20 protein-coding genes are annotated in these 19,696 nt (G+C 42.5%); 8 read left to right on the top strand and 12 right to left on the bottom strand.

Annotated features, from left to right (window positions below):
- Window positions 1-5 precede the first annotated feature (5 nt).
- From leuD to leuB, 3 genes are all read left to right on the top strand, one after another.
- Entirely contained in the window at window positions 6-656 is a 651-nt protein-coding gene (gene leuD / locus AVJ20_RS02990) for a 3-isopropylmalate dehydratase small subunit (RefSeq protein WP_111884087.1), read from the top strand.
- A 109-nt stretch (window positions 657-765) separates the two neighbouring features.
- Complete coding sequence (locus AVJ20_RS02985; protein WP_111884086.1) at window positions 766-1,329, top strand: hypothetical protein; 564 nt, start codon at window positions 766-768, stop codon at window positions 1,327-1,329.
- A gap of 41 nt (window positions 1,330-1,370) precedes the next feature.
- Window positions 1,371-2,450, top strand: a complete 1,080-nt coding sequence (leuB, locus tag AVJ20_RS02980; protein ID WP_078189719.1) for a 3-isopropylmalate dehydrogenase — start codon at window positions 1,371-1,373, stop codon at window positions 2,448-2,450.
- A 74-nt stretch (window positions 2,451-2,524) separates the two neighbouring features.
- Here leuB and AVJ20_RS02975 read toward each other — a convergent pair whose 3' ends face one another.
- The 3 genes from AVJ20_RS02975 to infA form a co-directional block, all read right to left on the bottom strand.
- Window positions 2,525-2,971 (bottom strand): hypothetical protein, encoded by a 447-nt coding sequence (locus tag AVJ20_RS02975; protein WP_306669366.1) that lies wholly within the window; start codon window positions 2,969-2,971, stop codon window positions 2,525-2,527.
- Between the two features lie 114 nt (window positions 2,972-3,085).
- On the bottom strand, window positions 3,086-3,460 hold the full coding sequence (locus tag AVJ20_RS02970) for a hypothetical protein (protein WP_111884085.1): 375 nt from the start codon (window positions 3,458-3,460) through the stop codon (window positions 3,086-3,088).
- A gap of 148 nt (window positions 3,461-3,608) precedes the next feature.
- Entirely contained in the window at window positions 3,609-3,830 is a 222-nt protein-coding gene (gene infA, locus AVJ20_RS02965; protein WP_001284370.1) for a translation initiation factor IF-1, read from the bottom strand.
- A gap of 231 nt (window positions 3,831-4,061) precedes the next feature.
- Between infA and AVJ20_RS02960 the strand changes: the two genes are divergently transcribed.
- Window positions 4,062-5,069, top strand: a complete 1,008-nt coding sequence (locus tag AVJ20_RS02960) for an AraC family transcriptional regulator (RefSeq protein ID WP_078189717.1) — start codon at window positions 4,062-4,064, stop codon at window positions 5,067-5,069.
- 129 nt (window positions 5,070-5,198) lie between these two features.
- Here the strand turns inward: AVJ20_RS02960 and truA are convergent, their stop codons facing one another.
- The 5 genes from truA to asd form a co-directional block, all read right to left on the bottom strand.
- Complete coding sequence (gene truA / locus AVJ20_RS02955; protein WP_078189716.1) at window positions 5,199-5,996, bottom strand: tRNA pseudouridine(38-40) synthase TruA; 798 nt, start codon at window positions 5,994-5,996, stop codon at window positions 5,199-5,201.
- A gap of 16 nt (window positions 5,997-6,012) precedes the next feature.
- Window positions 6,013-6,975, bottom strand: a complete 963-nt coding sequence (locus tag AVJ20_RS02950) for an asparaginase domain-containing protein (RefSeq protein ID WP_111884084.1) — start codon at window positions 6,973-6,975, stop codon at window positions 6,013-6,015.
- Between the two features lie 49 nt (window positions 6,976-7,024).
- The gene (locus tag AVJ20_RS02945; RefSeq protein ID WP_111884083.1) at window positions 7,025-8,335 is read right to left on the bottom strand and encodes a fimbrial protein FimV; all 1,311 of its coding nucleotides are present in this window, start codon (window positions 8,333-8,335) and stop codon (window positions 7,025-7,027) included.
- A gap of 75 nt (window positions 8,336-8,410) precedes the next feature.
- Window positions 8,411-9,844, bottom strand: a complete 1,434-nt coding sequence (locus tag AVJ20_RS02940; RefSeq protein ID WP_111884082.1) for a hypothetical protein — start codon at window positions 9,842-9,844, stop codon at window positions 8,411-8,413.
- 143 nt (window positions 9,845-9,987) lie between these two features.
- Window positions 9,988-11,106: an aspartate-semialdehyde dehydrogenase gene (gene asd, locus AVJ20_RS02935; protein ID WP_111884081.1), complete on the bottom strand. Its 1,119-nt coding sequence runs from the start codon at window positions 11,104-11,106 to the stop codon at window positions 9,988-9,990.
- A 183-nt stretch (window positions 11,107-11,289) separates the two neighbouring features.
- Between asd and AVJ20_RS02930 the strand changes: the two genes are divergently transcribed.
- On the top strand, window positions 11,290-12,417 hold the full coding sequence (locus tag AVJ20_RS02930) for an endonuclease/exonuclease/phosphatase family protein (protein ID WP_111884080.1): 1,128 nt from the start codon (window positions 11,290-11,292) through the stop codon (window positions 12,415-12,417).
- Between the two features lie 371 nt (window positions 12,418-12,788).
- A complete protein-coding gene (locus AVJ20_RS02925) occupies window positions 12,789-13,094 on the top strand; it encodes a hypothetical protein (RefSeq protein WP_228144755.1) in 306 nt (101 codons plus the stop codon).
- Window positions 13,095-13,260: 166 nt separating this feature from the next.
- On the opposite strand, the gene AVJ20_RS02920 is transcribed toward AVJ20_RS02925, so the two are convergent.
- The 4 genes from AVJ20_RS02920 to AVJ20_RS02905 form a co-directional block, all read right to left on the bottom strand.
- On the bottom strand, window positions 13,261-14,373 hold the full coding sequence (locus AVJ20_RS02920; RefSeq protein WP_111884079.1) for a glycosyltransferase family 4 protein: 1,113 nt from the start codon (window positions 14,371-14,373) through the stop codon (window positions 13,261-13,263).
- A gap of 32 nt (window positions 14,374-14,405) precedes the next feature.
- Entirely contained in the window at window positions 14,406-15,341 is a 936-nt protein-coding gene (lpxL, locus tag AVJ20_RS02915) for an LpxL/LpxP family Kdo(2)-lipid IV(A) lauroyl/palmitoleoyl acyltransferase (RefSeq protein ID WP_111884078.1), read from the bottom strand.
- An 87-nt stretch (window positions 15,342-15,428) separates the two neighbouring features.
- Complete coding sequence (locus tag AVJ20_RS02910; protein ID WP_111884077.1) at window positions 15,429-16,190, bottom strand: 3-oxoacyl-ACP reductase; 762 nt, start codon at window positions 16,188-16,190, stop codon at window positions 15,429-15,431.
- Window positions 16,191-16,376: 186 nt separating this feature from the next.
- Window positions 16,377-18,281, bottom strand: coding sequence for an ATP-binding cassette domain-containing protein (locus AVJ20_RS02905; protein ID WP_078192744.1), 1,905 nt, complete (start codon window positions 18,279-18,281; stop codon window positions 16,377-16,379).
- 34 nt (window positions 18,282-18,315) lie between these two features.
- Between AVJ20_RS02905 and AVJ20_RS02900 the strand changes: the two genes are divergently transcribed.
- Both AVJ20_RS02900 and AVJ20_RS02895 read left to right on the top strand, forming a co-directional pair.
- The gene (locus AVJ20_RS02900; protein ID WP_078189840.1) at window positions 18,316-18,561 is read left to right on the top strand and encodes a SlyX family protein; all 246 of its coding nucleotides are present in this window, start codon (window positions 18,316-18,318) and stop codon (window positions 18,559-18,561) included.
- A 132-nt stretch (window positions 18,562-18,693) separates the two neighbouring features.
- Entirely contained in the window at window positions 18,694-19,695 is a 1,002-nt protein-coding gene (locus AVJ20_RS02895; protein WP_111884076.1) for a hypothetical protein, read from the top strand.
- Window position 19,696: the final 1 nt, after the last annotated feature.

Raw genomic sequence — 19,696 nt, 5'->3', positions numbered from 1 at the left:
ATCGCATGAAAAAATATACCGTTGAACAAGGTATCGTTGCACCATTAGACCGTGCCAATGTGGATACAGATTTAATTATTCCAAAACAGTTTTTGAAATCTATTAAGCGTACAGGCTTTGGTGCCAACTTATTTGATGAGTTGCGCTATTTGGATGAAGGCTATTTAGGTCAAGATATTTCAAAACGTCCAATCAACCCAGATTTTGAATTGAACAAACCGCGTTATCAAGGTGCGTCGATTTTGATCTCTCGTGCAAACTTTGGTTGTGGTTCGAGCCGTGAGCATGCGCCTTGGGCATTAGAAGAATATGGTTTCCGTACCGTCATTGCACCAAGCTATGCGGACATTTTCTTTAATAACAGTTTTAAAAATGGCATGTTGCCAGTGATTTTGTCTGAAGAGATCGTCGATCAGTTATTTAAAGAATGTGCTGCATCTGAAGGCTATCAATTAACCATTGATTTGGCTGCGCAAGAAGTACGTACACCGAGTGGTGAAGCATTTACATTTGATGTCGATCCATTCCGTAAACACTGCCTATTGAATGGCTTGGATGATATCGGTTTAACTTTACAAGCAGCCGATGATATCCGTGCTTATGAAGAAAAAACCAAAGCATCTCGCCCTTGGGTATTTGCAGAAATTAAAGCTTAAGTCAGTGTCACTGTAGAACTTCTTAGTAGTCAGTCGGCTTAAGTCTTGTTAATATCAGGCGAAACAAAATTTATACGTTAGCCAGAATTTATCAGGTTGGGTTCGAAAAATGAAAAAGTTCTTCGGTCAGCTGGTTGTAACGGGAGCGCTGTTTGCAACGCTCTCTGCCTGTCAAAGCTTTGACACGGCACGCATTAAAAATGTGAAAGAAACTGAAAGTACAAACAATAATGCTTTGATTTACTGTGCAGGTACAGCGCACTGTGAATTTGAGCGTTTTGATCAAATACAAGTGGTTGATCCAAATAATCAACGTGTACAACGTGCTGCGATTAAAGCAGGCATTGTACGGTTGAATGGTCGTTCATTGTCTGAACCTAATCCTTTGTATTTGTCTGTACCTACAGGTCAGCATGAAATCGTGATTCGCTATTATCCAATTTCTCAGGAAAAAGCAGAGCGCTTGCATGTCATTCACAACTTTAGGTCCAAACACGAGTACACCTTTAAAATGTACCGTGAGCGTTCAAAAAACAGAGGCAGTTTACTGGATAAATCTGCGCCTGATCCGCTCTGTGTAGACTTAAAGCAAGGTGCAAAAACGATTCGACGTTTCTGCCGACCGTACAATGTCCTCACAGGACTTGGTGAGTTTGTAGAAAAGAAACTTTAAATCTGACTGGTAATCAAGCCAGCGTATAAATGGAAAGACTCATGTCAAAACATATTTTGATTTTACCAGGTGATGGTATTGGTCCTGAAATCGTGAAAGCGGCTGAACAAGTGCTGACACGTGTAAACGAGAAATTCAACTTAGGTTTGACTTGGGAACAAGGTCTTTTAGGTGGTGCAGCGATCGATGCGCACGGTTCACCTTATCCAGATGTAACAGCAGCACAAGCGAAGACTGCTGATGCGATTTTATTGGGTGCAGTGGGTGGTCCTAAGTGGGATACCATTGAGCGTTCAATTCGTCCAGAACGTGGCCTATTAAAAATTCGTTCAGAATTAAATTTATTTGCCAATTTACGTCCAGCAATTCTTTATCCGCAGCTTGCAGATGCGTCGAGCTTAAAACCTGAAATCGTAGCAGGTTTGGATATTTTGATCGTACGTGAGTTAACTGGCGGGATCTATTTCGGTCAACCACGTGGTATTCGTGAACTCGAAAACGGCGAAAAACAAGGTTTCAATACTGACGTATATGCTGAATCTGAAATCAAGCGTATTGCCAAAGTTGCTTTTGAAATGGCGAACTTACGTGGTGGTAAGGTATGTTCAGTGGATAAAGCCAACGTACTAGAAGTGACTGAGCTTTGGAAACAAACTGTAACTGCGTTAAAAGAAGAGCAGTATCCTGAAATTAACTTGTCTCATATGTATGTTGACAATGCTGCCATGCAATTGGTCCGTGCGCCAAAACAGTTTGATGTAATCGTGACAGGTAACTTGTTCGGCGATATCTTGTCTGATGAAGCGGCGATGTTAACCGGTTCTATCGGCATGTTGCCATCGGCTTCTTTAGATGAAAATGGTAAAGGTATGTATGAGCCTTGCCACGGTTCAGCGCCAGACATCGCAGGTCAAAACATTGCGAACCCATTAGCAACGATTCTGTCTGTTGCTATGATGCTGCGCTATACCTTCCGTGAAGAAGCGGCGGCAAAAGCGATTGAAGATGCAGTAGGTAACGTCTTAGATCAAGGCTTACGTACAGGTGACATCATGTCAGAAGGCAGTACTCAAGTCGGTACTGTTGAAATGGGTCAAGCTGTAGTTTCTGCATTGAACTAATGGCGAATCAAAAAACGCAGCGTTTATGCTGCGTTTTTTTGTGCCTAGAAATTATCAATCTTAGAATTGATGCGCTAACAGGTGCGACCAGTTAATCGGACATCAGTTGCAATATTATGCTTTAAGCGAAATTGAATAAGGCAGTTTAACTCAACCTCATAGCGTGTATTTCCACTGGGAATCGGCACAGCAGCGCCGCTGCCCATGCCCATTGCGGGATTTTCAGCCATCGGTAAAGGAATACTGATCGGGCGTGCGACACGATAACGGAGGTAGTCAGAACTGACCTCTACGGGAGAGGTTCTTTGATAGCCGAGTTTGCTGAGATTAAGTTCTGCTTGAATCGTTTGGCTCGATTGACCAATAAATGAGGTTAAATAGCGTTCACGTTCAACGGAGGATATCGTTGATGTCGTGCTACAGCCAGCCAAGCATACAATGCTTAGAACGCATCCCATGCTCAATATCGGACGAATAAAACGCTGATCTTTGTAAACCTGATGTTCTAAAATAAATTCCATGGGTCAGTTCCTCACGAAATAAATTCAGTTTAGTCAGTTCGCTCTGTATAACACTGTAGTCATTTGATACACGGTCATCCGAGCAAGATTAGCCTCTAGTATTCTCATGCAGGATCAACAAGCTTTACCAACATAGTCAATGGATTCAACTATTTGATTGCGTAATTTGAACTCGATTTTACATTCCATATCGACAGTGACACCACCTTTAGACGGCGTTGGGATAGGGGCGCCCATGGCTATACTGGTGCCGATATTTGGTGTACCAATCGGGATTGGCATCGAGCGTAAAATGGTATAGCTAAGTTTTTCGTTGCTTTGTACGGGTGCTCCCATCACTTTATAGCCCAATTGACTCAAGTTGAGCTCTTTACGAACTTGATCAGCTGGCTGTCCAATATAGTGTTGTAGGGATTGATTGAGTTGCTTTTGGCCTGTCGTGGCGCAAGCCACACAAAAGATAGCACCGACTAATCCTAGATGTTTCATATGATTTTATGTCCTTATATTTTGAATTTTATAATCGAATTTTTATGTTTTTAGACTGTAAAGCAAATTTGCAGTCAATTTTTATCATTGTATTGAAATAAATACAAAAAAAGCCACTGATAAAGTGGCTTTTTCGCTTCGCTAAAACTTAGCGCGCACGGTAAGTGATACGACCCTTAGTCAAATCATAAGGTGTCATTTCTACTTTAACACTGTCGCCAGTCAAAATACGGATATAGTGTTTACGCATTTTGCCAGAGATGTGAGCAATCACTTCATGACCGTTTTCTAAACGTACACGGAACATAGTATTAGGAAGCGTCTCGGTGACAACGCCTTCGAACTCGATGAGTTCCTCTTTATTGGCCATAGCCTACCTGAATGAATAAATTAGCAAGGCGCAAATTATAGTCAATTTTTTTTCAGAATACAAGCCGTAAAAGGCTTTGAACTGATCGACTGTCAGTAAAATAAGCGAACAATTCAGTTAAATATTTTCAACAAAAAATGTGCAGTAACAGTTGTCAGTTTGGTCAATCGCAGTTAATCTAAAATCAATCTTTTTAGGTATAAATGAAGTACATACAAGGAAGGTTCTGGAGTGGGTCAGCTAACTGATGCATCTGTTGTGTTGCGTTTAGGGTATCAAGCGATTCGTCGTGCCGGATTGCCAACAGAAGAAATTTTAACAAAAGCGGGTGTGGCATTAAATCAGGTTGAAACCAATGACCGTACCCCATTGAATGCGCAATTTGCGTTCTGGGTGGCTGCAGAAGAAGTCAGTAAGGATCCTGATATTGGTTTGCATCTGGGAGAGCATTTGCCTTTATATCGAGGGCAAGTGATTGAACACTTATTTATTTCATCTGAGAATTTTGGTGAAGGTTTAAAGCGAGCTTTGGCGTATCAACGCCTAATTAGCGATGCCTTTCATGCACAATTGGTGATTGAAGATGACCGCTGCTATTTGACCAATGGTCATCAGCCTTGGGCAGAAAATATCGTGAATCGTCATTTTTCTGAATGCGCGATGTCTGGTGTTTTGCGTTTCTTTAAGTTTATTACTGAAGGGCGTTTTCAGCCGATTTATATCGACTTTAACTTTAGTCAGGGCGCGCCAGATGATGAGTATTTCCGTGTTTATGAATGCCCTGTGAGCTTAGGGCAAAAAGAAACCCGATTATATTTTGATCCAGCTATTTTAGAGTATCAATTGTGGCAGGCAGAACCTGAGTTATTACAATTGCATGAGCAGTTGGCGATTGAAAAACTTCAGGAGTTGGCGCGTTATGATTTGGTCGGTGAAGTTCGCCGTGCTATTGGTTCAACGCTAGAAAGCGGTGAAACCACACTCGAAACGGTCGCTGCGCAGCTCAACATTACTCCGCGTCGTTTACGGACTCAGTTGTCAGAAGCCAATACCAGTTTTCAGCAAATTTTGTCAGACTATCGCTGTCGTTTGGCTAAAAAATTATTGGCCAATACCAATGAAAGTGTGGAGCGCATTGTGTACTTAACGGGTTTTTCTGAGCCAAGTACGTTCTATCGCGCATTTAAACGCTGGACCAATGAAACGCCTGTGGAATATCGTAAGCGGAAGCAGCGTTAAGGTTGATCTTCGATAAAATCCTTCCCTAAACAGAATCCCCCTTTTTCAAAGGGGGATTTTCATCTTTAGAATCTGGCAATGGCGGAAATGAAACACCCTCTCTGTGAAAGTGAGGTTGGGAGGGATTGTTTATTCAGGCATATTTAGCCAATGTGGTCCTAACGGAACTTGAGGAAGTTCAAACTGAGCTGGATAGTCTGCATGGATAAAATATAGTCCATCGGGTGGTGCGGTGACACCTGCTGCTTTTCGGTCTTCAGCAGCAAAAATATCGTCAATATGGTCAACGTCATACATACCTTGCCCAATTTCCAACAAACAGCCCATGATGTTACGCACCATGTGATGTAAAAAACCATCGGCCTGAATATCTAGGACCAAGTAGCATCCGTGTTGGATCAGACGGCAATGGCTGACATGACGAACAGGCTGATTGGACTGACAGGCTGCGGCACGGAAGCTTTCGAAATTATGAGTGCCTTCAAATTTGGCCGCGGCACGTTGCATTTTTAGCACATCTAATTTTGCATAAACATGGGTCACTTGCTTGTGCAGTAAAGCTGGTCGCTGTGGATTGTTATAGACCACATAGCGATAACGACGTGCTTGCGCTTTAAAGCGGGCATGGAAGTCCTGATCCATTTCCTTAATCCATTGGATGGAGATGTCACGAGGTAATTGGCTATTGCTGCCCATTAACCATCCACGAATGGGACGAATAGCCTGAGTATCGAAATGTGCCACCATATTGGTTGCATGGACGCCGGCATCTGTTCGACCAGCGCCGTGCAACATGATCGGCTCATTGGCTACTTTGCTGAGGACGGTTTCAATGGTTTCTTGCACGCTTGGTACGCCCGGTTGCTGAGTTTGCCAGCCCTTGTATTGCATGCCACAAAACTCAATCCCAATCGCAAAACGTTGCATAGTTACCTCAAATGACTTAATCGTTCCAATGCGCAGTCCAGTCTGCAGCACTGCCGTATTGTAAATACATTTTCAAACATTTGGCATAAAGATCTGCATGACCTAAACAATTGCTCAGTAATATTCCACTATCTTTGACCCAGTCACTCACAGCATAGCGCTGATCTATACCGCCATGAACAACCTGTGTACTTAAGATAATTTTGCAATTTTTTTGTTGTATGGCTTTCAATACATTGAGTAATTCAGCATCAACGGCAATATTGCCTGTACCAAAACCTTGCAAAATTAAAACATCTGGCGTGTGTGTAAGCAGGGTGGCTAAATTTTGACTGTGTAGATCAGTTGCTATCGGTTGCCACATCCAATTCAGGCAATTGAAATGAGCTGCTTTGTCTAAATCATTGGCTTGAACAATATACGGCGATGTCAGCATTGAAAGTGGCTGTGTGGCTGGCAGCCCATCAAAGGCTTTCAGATCGGTTGTATGTACTTTTAATGCGGATTGAGCATGCATCAGTTGATGATGAAAGGCCAAATAAACCCCAACACTCGATTGATGTACCGATTCCAATGCAAAATTTAAATTGTCGATGGCATCGGTAAATTCACGGGTGTTGTCACCAGCCACATTAAACAGCGGATATTGGCTGCCTGTAAGCACGATATGAGCAGACTGTGCCATAAAGTGTGCAAGCATGGCGCTGGCATAGCTAAGCGTGTCTGTGCCATGAATAATTACGAAATGCTGAAATTGTTGTAATTGTAAACTTTGAATTTGTTGGATCAGTGCCAGCCAGTCGGGTGCAGTACAAGCACTACTGTCACGAATGACAGGTGCAACAAAACATTCAATGTTAAGGTGCAGTGGCAGCACATGCTGTAATTTAGGTAAAAACACATTCGCTGGCATGGGGCTTAAAGGTTCACCGATACAACCGAAAGTACCACCCATATAAATAAGAGCAATTTTTTTCATCATAAAAAAAGCAGCCTTGAAAGACTGCTTTAGTTTAAATCGCTTTTGTTTAAGATGCGATTTGATTCAGTAACTGATCTGCTTGTTGACGTTGAGCTGAAGAAAACTCAGCCTCTTTTTCAGTTAAAATTTCACGTGCAGCGTCATAAGCACCCAGTTTGATGTATTGCGCTGCCAATTCAAGATTCAATTCAATTTCATTGACTTCAACCAGTTCAGGGAATGATTGAACCAATGGATCATTTTGGTCTGTAGCAGATGGGGTTGACGGTGTGCCTAAACCGCTAATGTCAAAACTCACACCACTTGAAGCAGGTGCGGCAGGTTTATCTTCAGGCGTAGACTCAAGGTTAATCTCTGTTGCAGGAGCGACAACCGCGTCTTCTGTTTTTGCTGTTTCAAAAGCACCTAAGTCAAAGTTTAAGGTTGGAGCTTCAACTTTGTTTTCTTCTACAGCTGGTGTTTCTGTTGTAAATGAAAAATCTAAAGGCTCGATTTTTTCTTCTACAGTTTTTGTTTTGGTTTCAGCCGCAGCTTCAGTGCTTGGGGCAAAGTCCATTACAAAATCAATCGGTTTGATTTCTTCAACGGCAGGAGATGGCTGAGCAATCTCTTCGGTTTTTGGTGTTGCTTCAAGTGCAGGTTCTGGTGAAATTGAAAGCGTGTCAAATTCAAGCGGCTGTATTTTTTCAGCAGGAGCACTTTCAACTGGGGTAGAAATGTCTGCTTTTGCAGGTGTTTCAGTGGTGAAATTAAAATCTAGTGGTTTAATTTCTGCTGCTTTGGGCTCAACAGGTGCAGCTGTTGAACTTTGCATTAACGCATCAAAATCAGAGGTATTTTGAGCTTTTGATGGAGCCTCTTCAGTGATCGGTGATACAAAGTTAATGGCATCATCTTTCACATTTTGAGAATTTTCAAACTCTACTTTTTTTGCTTCAGCTTGTTCTAAAATTTCATCGAGTTCAAGTGAACGAATATGGCTCAGCAATTGGCTGATGGCAAATTCGTCTTTTTGTAAAATGTGAATATCTAATAGATATAGATATAACTCATGTTGTGAGTTATCACGTTTTAATGATTGATTGATTTGCGCTTCAGCAGAAAAGAAATTACGTTCCGCAATTAATTTTTCAATTTTGCCACGAGCATCGGTCGTTAATGGCGTCATTGATTTTTTTTCAATGACACTGCTTTCAACCACTTGAGTTTTCTTCGGAGTCGCTTTGGCTGAAACACCCGATTTCTTGGTTTTAGTGGATGTTGGTTTGGCTTTATCTGATTCTTGACCTTTTTGGCGTTTGTTTAAAAAAACCAATACGATCACTAAGATCACTAATGGAATCACATAAATCAGCATGTTTTAACCCCTTGGAGATAGAGCGATATACAGTTGCACTCATCCCTATAAAATCTTGATTGGTAACGTTTTAGTTTATTGGCTTCTTTTATCTGCTTGTTGAGCTTTCAACTGTTGTTGCAGTTGAGCAAGACGAGCATTTAATAATTGAATTCTGTGATCCTTTTGATTTAGCGCCAATTCTAATTGAGTTACGTTTCTCTGTAATTTAACGGTTTTTTCACGAGATGTCATAACTTTTAATGACAACTCTTTCGAAGTTTTATTCTTTTCTGCTGCACTGTTGGCAGAAGATTGTGCCGAATCTTGCGCTTTCTCTGCAACCAGACTCATTTCAGCTTGATTCAAGCGGTATTTGGTTTTGCCTGACTGCTTCGAAGGCACTTTGGCAAGTTTTGCCGCAGAGACTTTGACAGGCTGTTTTGCTTGCTGCATACCATGCAGATTTAAAGCCGCACCACGGCGCAGACGGTTTACATCGCCTTGAATGAATGCATGTTCGTTGCTGTTTTTAATCTGTTGCATGACTTCAGAGACAGGGCGGTTTTGTTCTGTCGCAATACGTGAGGCAATCCCCCAAAGGCTTTCATTTGAGCGAACCACATATTTTGCCACTGGTGTTGCTGTCGATGCAGCTGAAGTACTTGTTGGTTTTGGTGTAGATGCTTTTTGAGCTGTCGTTGTTGGATTTTCACGTTTTTGTGCTGCCTGCTCCGCAGCAAATTTTTGTGCCAATGGGTCTTGAGATCTTGCAGTTGATGCTGTTGCAGTTTGTGTGGCTTGCATTTCTGAACTGACAGAGCCGGTCGAATTGGTTTTTGTAACTTGCGAAATTGATGTTTCAGCACCTGATGAAGTACTTCCGCTATGTTGCTCCGCAGGCGTAACACTATAATTTTGTACATGCGTGACAGGTTCAATCGCAACAGGCGTTGACGTTGCTAATTGTGCTAACTGTGGAGGTGCTTTGGTACTGAGTAATAAGGGTTGTTCTGCAGCTACGGGTGCTTTTGCGGTATACAGTGTGCTGACAGGTAAATTTAAGGCAATATCTTTTTCATTTACAATAACGACAGGTGCTAAAGCACGCTCATTGGCACGTGTTTGATTCGCATTCGACGGCGCTGGATTGCGTTTTAATGGTGTGCGAATTTGTTGCAGGCGTGAAGCATTCCCTTCTTTAATATTAACAATAAAATTAAGTTCTGCATCGGTTACTGGACGCGAAGAGGTAATGGTAATTACCCCGTTGCCTGCACCATCACGACGCGTAAAGAAGTTTAAATGTCCCGGTGGTTGATGCCCTGTACCCATACTTAACAAATCCTCTGCCGTGGCTAAACTTGCATTGAGCGGCACAGATGTGTTTGAGTGGCGAAAATGAATCTCAGCGTACAGCAATTCCCCGGGTGCTGACTGGACTTGTACAGGATCAATGCTGATCGCGTGAATGTTTTGAGATGCAATAACGGCTAAAATGGCGATCTTTAATTTGTTATATACGGTCATCTTAATCTTTAGCTCGAATATATGTCGCATGGCGAAAATTATAGATTAGCGAGTTGTCAAAGAATTGTAAAATATTTACACGACAGTTACATAAAAAAGCCGATCAATTGTGATCGGCTTCCTGTTCATAGACTTAAAAATGCTTAAGCAGTTTTATAATCAATGAGAATTCTTAGCATACGGCGTAAAGGTTCAGCAGCACCCCAAAGCAATTGGTCACCCACAGTGAATGCGCCTAGGTATTCTTTACCCATGTTGAGCTTACGGAGACGACCAACTGGAACAGACAAGGTGCCAGTTACAGCAACAGGAGTCAGATCAGTCATTGAAGCTTCACGCGTATTTGGAACCACTTTAGACCAATCGTTGGCACTTGCGATGATATCTTCGATTTCATCCAGTGGAACATCTTTACGAAGTTTTAAAGTCAATGCTTGAGAGTGACAACGCATCGCACCGATACGGACACAGTGTCCATCGATTGGAACGATTTGCTGGTTGCCTAAGATCTTGTTGGTTTCAACTTGACCTTTCCATTCTTCTTTCGACTGACCGCTTTCAAGTTGTTTGTCGATATAAGGAATGAGCGAACCTGCTAAAGGCACACCGAAGTTTGCAGATGGGAAACCTTCGCCACGTTGTAATTGTGCAATTTTAGAATCGATATCTAAAATTGGTGAACGTGGGTCATCTAGTAAATCTTTGGTATTGTTGTACAAGTAGCCCATACCTGAAATCAGTTCACGCATGTTTTGCGCGCCTGCACCAGAAGCTGCTTGATAAGTCATTGAGGTTGCCCATTCCACTAAATTATTTTGGAATAGACCGCCTAAACCCATCAGCATAAGTGAAACGGTACAGTTACCGCCCACGAATGTTTTTGTGCCTTTCACTAAGCCGTCTTTGATTACGTTCATGTTTACTGGGTCAAGTACGATGATCGCTTCATCATCCATACGTAAAGTCGATGCAGCATCGATCCAGTAACCATTCCAGTTTTCAGCTTTCAGCTTAGGGAAAACTTCAGTTGTATAATCGCCACCTTGGCAGGTGATAATGACATCCATTTGCTTCAGACTATCAATGTCCGTTGCATCCATAAGTGCTGGGGCAGTCTTACCACCAAAAGCAGGGGCTTCACCACCTGCATTACTGGTAGAGAAATAAAACGGTTCGAAATGAGCGAAATCGTTTTCTTCAACCATACGTTGCATAAGGACGGAACCAACCATCCCGCGCCAACCGACCAGACCTACTTTCATGTCACTTTGCCTCGGTGCGTTAAAAAATAAAAGGGGGTTCGAGTGTACCAAAAGGGCGCATAACTGCAAGCGCTACATAATGAAAACACCAATAATATTGTGCAATATATCTTGTTTATGTTACATGCAAAACTGATATAAATTTATGAATCAATAAAAAATAAAGAATATAAGGGAGGCGTAATGATTTGGATTGAAATACTGGCTGGCTTCGTCATTTGGTTGACATTTTGGTCACTCATACCACGAGATGAATGGTGGTTTCGTGGTGCAGATTTTCCGCGTCTGCAAATCTTGGCTTTGGGCATATTTGCCTTCATAGGCTTAATTTTATGGAATGCTGAATGGGACTTGGCGCGTGAAATCATTTTAATTGGGTTGATTGCTGCCTTGGCATATCAATTAAAAATGGTTTTGCCTTATACCTTTATTTGGAAAAAACAAGTCAAAAAAGTTCGATCAGACCAGTTAGATAAACAGAAACAAATTTCAATCATTGTCTCAAATGTACTTACGCCGAATACTCAATATCACTTATTATTGGCACAAATACAAAAGCATCAACCTGACTTGGTACTCACGCTAGAAACAGATCAAACTTGGCAAAATGAATTGGCAGTGATTGAAGCTGATTATCCTTATCGCGTACCCGTACCTTTGGATAATTTGTATGGGATGCATTTGTATAGCAAGTTAGAACTTAGTGAAACTGAAGTCAAATTTATTCTCAGTGATGAAATTCCTTCGATCCATACCCGAGTCACCTTAGCATCAGGAAATCAGGTTCAACTGTATTGTTTACATCCCAAACCGCCAAGTCCAACAGAAGCCAAAGATTCAACTTTACGCGATGCAGAATTGCTGATTGTGGGCGATCAGATTAAAGATTTAGATGAAAGTTGCATCGTTATGGGGGACCTGAATGATGTGGCATGGTCACGTACTACACGACTCTTTCAACGAATCAGTGGGCTTTTAGACCCACGTGTTGGACGGCATTTCGTAAATACCTTTCATGCCAATTATCCACTGCTGCGTTGGTCGCTCGACCATATTTTTCATAGTACAGATTTTGCCTTGGTACATATGGAACGCTTGCCCAATATCGGTTCAGACCATTTTCCAGTCTATGTGGTGCTGCAAACAGGAAGGGTATTTGAGCAAATCCAAGAAGAATTAGAGCAAACAGATGAAGATGAACAAGAAGCGCAAGAGGCAATTCAGGAGGGTATAGAAAAAGCTGAGGAAGAGGAGAAGATTGTGACTGATGAAATCGCCCGTGATTATAAGGATGGTACGAAGGCACCTTGATTTTGTTTGATTTAAGAGAAAAGTGTAAGAAATAGCTTACACAGCTTTCGGCTTCTGACGAATGGTCAGGTCAAGTGTATTGACTTATTCTTTGTTCATCGGCACATGGAACTGGGAACGGAACATCCCACTAAGGAAGACGAAGCCGATGGAAGCATCACGGAACGGATGCAGGAAAGGAAAGCCAATAAAAAATAAAAAGAATACTTGTGAAAGCACAACCTCATAGACCCGAGTTTTGCAGGATGCAGAACTCGGGTTTTGCTTTTGTGATATAGAATTTTTTGCTTTTCTTTTGATCAATTTCTTTATACAGTGTGCCAAGAAAAAAACGATGAATTTCCAATAAAAATATAGGTATGAGACGTTCTATGCTGTCCGAATGGCACCAAAAAATATTGCAGATTACACACTTATCCACCGATGCACTTTCCATTTACCTTGGCTTAATACTGTTCTTTTTTGTGGCCTTTTGCCATCACCGCCAATTGAAATCACCTTATGCGATTTGGACGGTTGTGGTCGTCGCAGTGGGATTGGAATTGTTTAATGCACGCCATGATATTTTAGATAGAGGCTTTTGGCGTATAGGGCAAAGTTTGAAACATATTCTAAATGTCATGTTGTTGCCGCTGATCCTTTGGTTGATGGCCCGATACCGTGTATGGAAGGGCTAAGTGGAAGCCCGAAATTGAAGGATTAAATCGCCAGTTAAAAAATCCTAATAGAAAAAAAGATATTGTGAAATGCACAATATCCTTTCTACATGATGATTGAGTTGCCGAATTAAAAATATTTCCCGAGCTTCATCCTGAGCAGTAAGGATCAATGGCGTGTAGTCAATCAAGCTGAATGCTGAGAGACCACTTGCGTATACAACTCCAAAGTCTGATCACACATCTCTTTTAAACTAAACATGCTGATAGGCTGCACGTGTTGTGGTTGGTCTAAATGCAACTTTAAGGTGTCGAGTAATTGTGTTTCATCATCGACAGTGACTAAACCTTGCGGATAGACATTGGATAAAATTTCAGCTACACCACCACGGTTCCAACCAATCACAGGTGTACCTACAGACAGTGCTTCGAGTACAGTCCGTCCAAAGGTTTCCGCTTGGCTCGACAAAGACAAAACCAAATCGCTAAAAGCTAACCATTCACGGATATCTGAACGATGACTGACAAAAGTAATCCGATCACTCAGCCCTTTAGCCGCAATACTGTCTTGCATTTCTTGTAAATAAGCCGCTTTTTTCGGATCTGCACCACCGACCACCACCGCATGTACGTCGGGATACTGTGTTTGTAGCTGTTCCATTAAATGGATCAGGGTTTCATGACCTTTCAAACGGGTGATACGGCCTGGTAAGCAAATCAGACGCTTATTTTCTAGTTCAGGGAAATCTTTTAGGGTTTGATTGAGCCACTGTGCTGAGGGTTGATAACCATGTGGAAAAGCAGCGGGGTCAATGCCACGATAAATACGCACAATGTCCTTGGTAGGACAGTTTTTGTAGTTGTCCGTGATGTATTTGACAACACTATCCGAGACCGCAATGACTTTTTCAGCCTGCGTCATGATTTGACTATAGCGATTAATCGAATAAAAACCATGTACAGTTGAAATCAGGTGAGGTCGCTTGTTTGCAGGAATCCCTTTGAGGGCAAAATGCGTGAGCCACGCAGGGACACGTGAGCGCACATGCACGATATCTGGTTGATGTTTCTCAATCAGTTTACGTAGAGGACGAATTTGCCATAAGCTTGATAAGGCTTTTTTATGGATTGCGAGTGTGAGATGAGTTGAGCCTTCGGCTTCCAATTGAGTCACCATACGGCCACCATTTGAAACCACTAAGGACTCATGACCGGCGGTCACTAAAGCACGAGCTATTTCTAAGGTTCCTCGCTCGACACCACCACTGTTCAATTCAGGTAAAAGCTGCATTACTTTCATAGCATTTCTCTTTTTTATGTGCTGAGTTGAACTCAATAGATTTTGTCATAGCCTTGTGGGCGGGTTTTAAAGCGGCGATGGAACCACATGTATTGTGTCGGTGCGATTCGTAGCTGATTTTCAATAATTTTATTGGTTCGAACAGCATCCGAAACTTCATCTTCACTCGGAAAATTATCCAAAGCAGGTTCAATCAGCACATGATATTGAGGGTTGCTGATGTCGCCATCGCGATAAAAATACAATGGAATCGCTACGGCTTTAGCAATTTTTAATAAGCGACGATGTGCAGTAACAGTGGCTGCGGGAGTACCAAAAAACGGTGCCATAACCCCTTGTTTTAAACCAAAGTCTTGATCGGGACTGTACCAAATGGCATGGCCATTTTTCAGATTGCGAATCAAGCCACGCATATCGTCATGGTCGATTTGGTTGGCATAGATGGTGGCACGGCAACGCACAATCAACATATCCAACAGCGGATTATTTTGCGGACGATAAACCACATCCGGCTCAAAGAACTGTGCGCATAAATAGCCACCAGCATCGAGCAGGGTAGAATGTGTGCCGAGGAGTAAAATACCTTTGCCTTCAGCTTGTGCATTTTGAATATGTTCTAAGCCTTCAATTTGCACCCGATTTTTGAACCACTGCGGGCTGTACCATGCATTTAAGGTTTCAAAAATACCAATCATTTGGTCGATAAAAACCTGTCTTGCATTGGCTTCAACCTGTTCTGCCGTCCATTCAGGAAAGCAAACTTCCAAGTTGCGAATCGTGGTTTTACGACGTGATTTGAGATTATTAAATGCAACAGAACCGAGGAATTGCCCAAGTCGATACTGAACTGCCCATGGAAGAATCGCCAAAATCATAAGAAATACAATCCCTATCCATATTCCCCAATACTGAGGAAGTAAGAAAGACCATTGGAATTTTCCGGGTTGATATGTTGGCTTTTGACTCATAGGGCTAAATCAAAGATTAAAAAATAGGGTTCAGTTTAGCATGAAGCTGAATTGAAAGAGAAAGTTCAAACTCATGCTGCGCTAGACTTAACCTTTGACTAAACCGCCATCGACAATCAAATTCTGCCCGGTGACTGCACGTGAGTAAGGGGACAAGAACATCATGATGGCCGCCGCAAATTCTTCAGGTGTGGTCACTGTGCGTAAAGGTGTCGATGCTGCGATTAAATCAAACACGGCATCGGGCGTCGCTTTACTGGCATCGGTTCTTTGTAATAAGCCACCTGAAAGCATATTCACATTAATCCCAAACTCACCCAGCTCATGCGCCGCTGTGCGGGTGAAGGCCAACAGAGCTGCCTTTGCTGCAGTGTAGTCGTGGTAAGGCACGACAGGGTTTTGTACCAGGTTGGTACCAATATTGACAATGCGACCAAAACCCTGTGCTTTCATCTTGGGAAGCGCCGCTTGCGTGGTGTTGAGTGCAGCGACGACTGCGCCATCAAACTGTTGCTGTAAGTGCTGTGCAGTCAGTTCTTCAATTTTAGGACGGGCATCGCCATTAAATTGAAAATGGATGAGGGCATTATTTACGACAGAGGTGATCGCGGTACCAAAATGTGCTTCTGCTGCGGCAAAAAGCTGTTCTACTTGAGCTTTATCTGTGACATCTGCTTGATAGGCAAACACTTGCTGAGGAAATGCGGTCGCCAACTGTTCTGCCGCAGTTTGACTGGATAGATAGTTCACGACCACGCGTGCGCCTTCAGCTATTAAAGTTTGGCTAATTGCCAAACCGAGGCCACGTGCGCCTCCTGTAACCAAGACAATTTGATCTGAAATTTGCATGCTCGTGACTCAATCTTATATTGAACGTCACCATAGCAAGCTTTTCGCATTAGCGGAATCATCTTTACAGACGCTGTATACTCCAATTTGAAACTGAGTTATCCGATCTAATAATTCAGCCGAGTCATATGACAAAGAAAAAGCCGTATCGAAATACGGCTTTTTCTTTGCGGAATATTTGTAGGCTTAGCCTTTTGCGAGCGTTTCTAGCTCATCTAAACGTTCCATTTTTTCTAGCATTTCGTCATCAATTTCAGCTAGACGCTGTGATGCTTTGGTCGCAGCATCGGCGTCAGTCATGAACCAAGAACCGTCAGCTAATTTTTCAGACAATTCAGCTTGCTCTTGTTCCAATGCTTCAATTTCAGTCGGCAGTTGTTCTAGGGCACGTTGGTCTTTATAGCTGAGCTTGACTTTTTTAGGCACCGCAGCGGCAGCCGCTGCTTCGGCTTTAGCCATGGCTTTTTTCACATCGCTTTTTTGATCCACGACAGTTTGGTCAGGACGCTGTTCCAAATAGTCTTGATAACCACCGATGTATTCATCGATTTGACCTTTACCATCAAAGACCCAAGTTGAAGTCACCACGTTGTCCATAAATGCACGGTCATGCGAAATCAGTAACAGTGTGCCTTTGTAAGCACTGAGCATTTCTTCTAACAGTTCAAGCGTCACCATATCCAAGTCGTTGGTCGGTTCGTCCATCACGATAAGGTTCGATGGTTTTAGTAGAAGCTTAGCCAACAGAATACGGTTACGCTCACCCCCAGACAGTGCTTTAACAGGTGTACGTGCACGTTCTGGAGAGAATAAGAAGTCTTGTAAATAACTGTAGATGTGACGACGGCTACCATTGACATCGACATGGTCTGAGCCTTCAGAGACGTTATCTTTCACTGATTTTTCAAGATCAAGTGCATTTCGAAGCTGATCAAAGTAAGCAACTTCAAGCTGTGTACCTGTTTTTACTGTACCAGTATGTTCTTGCTCACCCAAAATAGCTTTGATAAGAGTGGTTTTACCCACACCGTTGTCACCGACTAAGCCGATACGGTCACCACGTAATACCAGTGCCGAGAAGTCTTTGATGATTGGTGCGCTGTTGCCAAATTGCACAGCTAAGTTTTCAATTTCAAAAACCACTTTACCTGAGCGCTGCGCATCTTGCGTTGCCATGCTCACTTTACCTTGTTGTGAACGGCGTGCTTTAGACTCTTCACGCAATGCTTTTAGGGCACGAACACGACCTTCGTTACGGGTACGACGCGCTTTAATGCCCTGACGAATCCACACTTCTTCTTCAGCGAGTTTTTTATCGAATAGCGCATTTTGCTTTTCTTCCGCTTCCATTTGCTGAGCTTTGAGTTCGAGGTAACGTGAATAGTTACCTTCATAGCTACGCAAAATGCCGCGGTCAAGTTCCACAATACGGGTTGCGATGCTATCGACAAATGAACGGTCATGCGAAATAAACAACAGGGTTAAGTTGTTTTGATCAAGCAGGAATTTTTCGAGCCATTCAATACTTTCAACGTCCAAATGGTTAGTTGGTTCGTCGAGTAGCAATACATCGGGCTGCGTTAAGAGAGCACGTGCCAATAGAACACGACGCTTACGACCACCAGACAAATCTGCAAGGTCAGCTTCTGGGTCTAGGCCCATTTTACTGAGGATGGCATTCACTTTAGTTTCAAGTGACCATCCATCCATTTGATCCATCTGATGTTGTAGGTTACCCATGCGCTCACAGGCGTCCATATCACCGAGTACGCAGGCTTCGCTGGCTTCATGATAAGCACGTAATACAGTTGCAGCTTCACCTGCACCATCGGCAACAATATCAGCAACTTTGCCCGAATCCATGGGTACATCTTGAGCAAGCATTGAAATCGTAATGCCGTTTTGCAATGAAACTTCACCGCCATCTGGCAATAAAGTTCCCTCAATCAGTTTAAGTAAAGTAGACTTACCTTCACCATTACGACCGATTAGACATACTCGCTCGCCACGTTCTAAACTGAAGTTCGCGCCGTCGAGTAGGGAAGGTCCGCCAAATGCAAGCTGGACGTCCCTTAAAGTAATATAGGCCATAATGTTTCCTGAAATCTTATATGAGGAGTGTAAATTGACTACACAACAAAATCTTGATGAACAGGCGTCATTTTCCGCACCCATTGAAGATTTGCAAGTCCGAATTGCATTTTTAGATGATTTAGTTGACCAACTGAATGATCAAGTTGCGCGTCAAAACGCCGAAATCGCTGATTTAAAGAAACAAATGCAGATGTTGTATCGTCGTATTGAATCGGCAGATTTATCTGAAGGCATCGCGGCATTTGACCCGATGACCAACCGCCCACCGCATTATTAATGTCGCTATTGAATGACAGGCAGATGACGAATCAGCGCCAAAGCTGCGGATTGGTGTAAATTTATTTGACCTTTTGCAGCGTGACAGGTCTAATGCACCGCATCTGCTGATCGAAACCCATTATTTCATCTCATGAGTCAAAAAGTTGTCCTGCTAGATTTGGAAAATAACCCGCCCACAGCAAATCTATTGCGCAATATCATTGAACATTACAGTACTTTGTATGTGTTTAGCTGCAGCGGAAAATTTGAATATGCACTTGAAGATTTGACTGAAATTGCAGGGTGGATCGCGACTGGTCAATTGGTGGTTTTGGATATTCCAGAAACGCCGCAAAAAGAATTTGAATATGCGGTGATTGTGGGGCAACTGATGGCCTTGATGGATCCAGATGCGCATATTGAAGTCATTTCAGCGATGCCTGATATTGCATTACTGATGGAACAATTGGATGGCTCTGGACTCAGTGCACATCTCATTCAAATTCAGTCAGAACAAGAAGTTTCACATAAAGTGAAGTATAAGATTCCTGACCTAGAAACCATTCGGAATAAACCTGAATTATTACTGATTAAACACTATTGTGATGGTCTGGAAAAACTCAGTGGCAAACCCAACAGTTTGGATAAACTGAAAAACTCACTGATGAATATTTTGCAAGTCTCTAGCGAAAAAGCTCAGCATTTGGTCGGTATGTTGATCAATCTAAAAATCGTCAAACGCTTTGATGAGCAGATTTCGATTCGAAAAAAAGTACTCAAACAATGGGTGCAGCTAGATTTAAATGCGACTGCTGAAACAGCATTGCCCATAAAAACAGACCTGAATGCATTTACTGCTTCACTCGAAGATCAAACCTCAAATACTGATGATACGGCGTCGATGATTCAGGCTGCACAGCAAGGCTTATTTAAAAATTTCAATAAAATTGACCCGGTGCAAATGGAAGTGATCCGAAAATTGCATGAATTAAAATCAGATAAACCAAAAGATATCTACGCCTTACGTGATTTATTGGAGCAAATGTTCCCGCAATCTGACGTTCGATTATTACTTAAAGAGTTGATCGAAAAAGGATATATCTACTGGAATGGTCACGAAGTGCTGTATAGCCACGAGATGTTCCTGAATTAAT

It is taken from the genome of Acinetobacter sp. CFCC 11171, assembly GCF_003268405.1.
Classification (GTDB): Bacteria; Pseudomonadota; Gammaproteobacteria; order Pseudomonadales; family Moraxellaceae; genus Acinetobacter; species Acinetobacter amyesii.
The sequence above is the reverse complement of the archived record's forward strand: the minus strand, read 5'-3'. Positions and strand labels throughout refer to the sequence as shown.